Source organism: Streptomyces sp. WAC05292, from assembly GCF_003949955.1.
Taxonomy (GTDB): Bacteria; Actinomycetota; Actinomycetes; order Streptomycetales; family Streptomycetaceae; genus Streptomyces; species Streptomyces globosus.
In genome coordinates this window covers 1-2,581 of record NZ_RPSE01000597.1, presented here as the reverse complement: position 1 = coordinate 2,581, position 2,581 = coordinate 1, and the positions used below count along the sequence as shown (strand labels likewise).

General features: G+C 78.1%; 1 pseudogene. It reads left to right on the top strand.

The features are described 5' to 3' along the window. Positions 1-240: 240 nt before the first annotated feature. Positions 241-2,581: pseudogene (locus EF903_RS31420) on the top strand (hypothetical protein); the annotation flags it as partial.

Sequence of the window (2,581 nt, the reverse complement as noted above, 5' to 3'; positions counted from 1 at the left end):
ATCAGGGGGTGCCCGCGCCTTCGCCGGGGGGCGGCGCGCCGGGCAAGATCAACCTACCGCCGGGATTGCGCTGCGTTGCCGATGGATACGCTGCGTCACTCGAACGTGGGTGGCACACACCTGCGCACTCCTGCGCACACGACGGCGCACACCCGGCGCACACCCGGCGCACACCCGGCGCACCGCCGGGCCCGGCGACCACCTCGAGGCCCTGTCGGTTCCGGCTGGGAGGATCGCCGCATGAGCCACGCGATCCCGCTGCCGTCCGATCCGAGCAGTTCACAGGTCTACCCGGACTGGGTACAGGCGCACGACCCCGGCGCGGAGCCCGCCGCCCGCGCGCTGTTCGACGCCCTGTGCGCCGGCGCCCGGGCGGCGCACGCGAAGCCCGGCGCCTTCCTCGACGCGATGCAGTGGCAGGCCCGCCGGCTGCCCCCGCCCCATCTGCCCTGGTTCTGGGAGACGGTGGCGCACCGGCTGATCGCCGTCCACCCCCGCAGCGCCGCCCGCGCCCACACCCTCGCCCGCAAGGCGGAGCACGCGCACCGGCTGCCCGCGGACCCGGACAGGCACCGCGCCAACGTGCTGCTCCACGCCCGCCACGGAGCCCTGGCCGCCGCCGACCTGAGCGGGCACCAGCAGTGGCTCGCCGCAGTCCTGGAGCCCGCCGCCGCGCACGAGGAGTTCGCACGGGTCCTCGCCGCCTGGCCCGCGGCGTCCGCGGACCTGCCCGCCGACCTGGCCGCACGGGTGCGCGCCTCGGCGCGCGCCGCCGGGGCAGGCACCGCCGAGGACGCCCGGATCCTCGGCCCGCTCGTCGCCGCGGCGCGCGGCCGGGCCGTCCCCGACCGGCTGCTCCTCGCCCTCGCGAAGCTCCTGGCCGCCCACCCTCCCGGCGACGGGCTGTACGTTCCCCTCCTCGACCTGTTCCCCGAGTCCCGCGGCGACGCCGCACCCTGGCTGCGCCTCCTGCGGGACTCGGGGGCCGCCGCGGCGGCGGCCGCCGGCCGGGCCGTCCCCGAGGGCGGGCTCGCCGACTGGCTGCGCCGGTACGCCCGCGCGTACGGCCACCGCAAGGTCGCCGGCGGCGGTGTCGTGCGCCAGCCGGTCCCCGCCGAACTGCTGGAGCTCGTCCCCCTGTTCGCATCCCGGATCAAGGCCTCCGGCACCCCGGTGCGGCTGCACGAGGACCGCCACCGCCACCCGGGTCTCGACGCCGACCTCCTCGACGCCTGCCTCGCCGCGGGCATCGGCGTCGAGGATCCCGGGCCCGCCGTCCGCCTGGAGTTCTGGGGCGACCGCTCACGGCGGGACCTCGCCGCGCTCGCCGCCGACCCCGTCTTCGGCCCGCGTCTGGAAGGCACCGTGCACGCCGGGCTGCGCGGCGCCGGCACGGCCATCACCCGGCTCCCCGAGAACGCGGGCATCGCCGCCGAGGTGCACCACCGCATCGAGGGCCTCCTCGACGCGCTGCGCGGCGGCGGGCTCGCCGCCGCCGACGAGGCCGTGAACGAGCTGCGCGAGCTCCTCGACCGCCCCACCGCCACGGCTCTCGACGGCATCGAGGAGGCCCTGGCCGGCATCGACCTGACGGGCCCGCTGGCCCGAGCCCTGCACGCCGGACTGCCCGAAGAGCTCGGCTGGCCCGCCCTCGACGCCGCCGTGGCCGGCTTCCCGCCCGGCGAAACCCTCCAGGTGACCAGCACCTGGCCCGTACTGACCGTGTACGGCGCCGGCCGCGCCGTCGCCGTCGACCACGCGGGCGAGCGCGCCTCCTGCACCTTCCGGGTGCCCGCGGAGGCCCTCTCCCACTCCGTGCACCACGTCGGCGGCGACTTCCTCGTCGCCTGGAGCACCGACGAGCGCACGGCCCGCGGCGGGCACGCCTTCTGGGCCTCCCGCCCCGAGGACGTCTTCATCCCGGAGCACCGCTCGCGGCTGAGCCCGTACGGCGGCTTCATCCACGGCGGGCTCGGCTACCACTTCGAATCCGCCGACGGCACCGGCCGCCACGACGGCGAGCGCGTCCTGCGCCCCGGCGGCCGCGAGGGCATCGGCGGCCACGACCTGATGCTCGCCGACGGGCAGCGGCTGTGGAGCGCCCCCGTCTTCCACGCGGACCGCCGACGCGCCCCCGTCGACCCGCACACCGGCGTGCGCAGCGGCGACGGCCCCGCCCCGGGCATCGGCGCCTGGGGCGAGGCCCCCGACGGCTGGAAGGACTCCGAAAACCTCCGCACCCTGGCCGCCCTCCCCGAGGGGGCGCCGCCCTCCCCGCTCGGACAGGACGGCCGGCTCGCCGGCTGCCGCGTCCTGCACCGCACCCCGTGGAGCGGCCACTCGCCCCGCGAGTTCCGCCTGGAGTCCGCCGACGGCCGCCGGGCCGACTACCGCACCCGCACGTGGGGCCGGCGCCCGTGGGGCGTCCTCGCCCTGCCCGCAGGCGGCGAGGACGCCGTCCTGGTCGACGAGATCGCCGTACGCTGCCACTCCGCGGCCGACAACTCCCTGCTGTGGCAGGTCCGAGGCTTCCCCGGCGCCCCCGGCTCCGACTCCCGGGCCGCCACGACCGCCCCCACCC